We start from the raw sequence: 458 nt of genomic DNA on the forward strand, positions 1-458 counted from the left end.
GCTATGTTTTGTAGAAAACCTGAAATTAAGATATCTCACAACCCGTTCAAGATGTGATTATTGTCGCAAACAAATAACTATGATAGAAACAATCCCAATTTTAAGTTTTATTTTTTTAAAAGGCACTTCAAGATGCTGTCATCGCAGAATTAGTGTTTTTTATCTGTTTGGGGAGTTGCTTTCTTTGGCTCCTGTATTTTATCTGCTTTATTTACCTCACAAACTAATGATTGATCATACTACTTTAATATTAATTTATTTATTCCTTCTCACCTTTTCTATATTTGATATTAAGACGTACACAGTTCCTTTGCATGTGGTAGTCGTATTTGCTATTTGCATTTGTTTTATCACTCCAATACATATCATGTCATTTTTTTGCGTCACAAGCTTGCTTCATATATTCTATTTACTATTTCATCATGCCATTGGCTCTGGAGATATAATTATCTTTTCTT

General features: G+C 30.8%; 2 pseudogenes. Both read left to right on the forward strand.

The features are described 5' to 3' along the window. Nucleotides 1-79: 79 nt before the first annotated feature. Nucleotides 80-145, forward strand: a pseudogene (locus tag ACF91D_RS31895) (prepilin peptidase); the annotation flags it as partial. Between the two features lie 39 nt (nt 146-184). Further along, nucleotides 185-458: pseudogene (locus tag ACF91D_RS31900) on the forward strand (prepilin peptidase); the annotation flags it as partial.

The organism is Staphylococcus sp. 231237_7MaSpsaltlick, assembly GCF_043107035.1.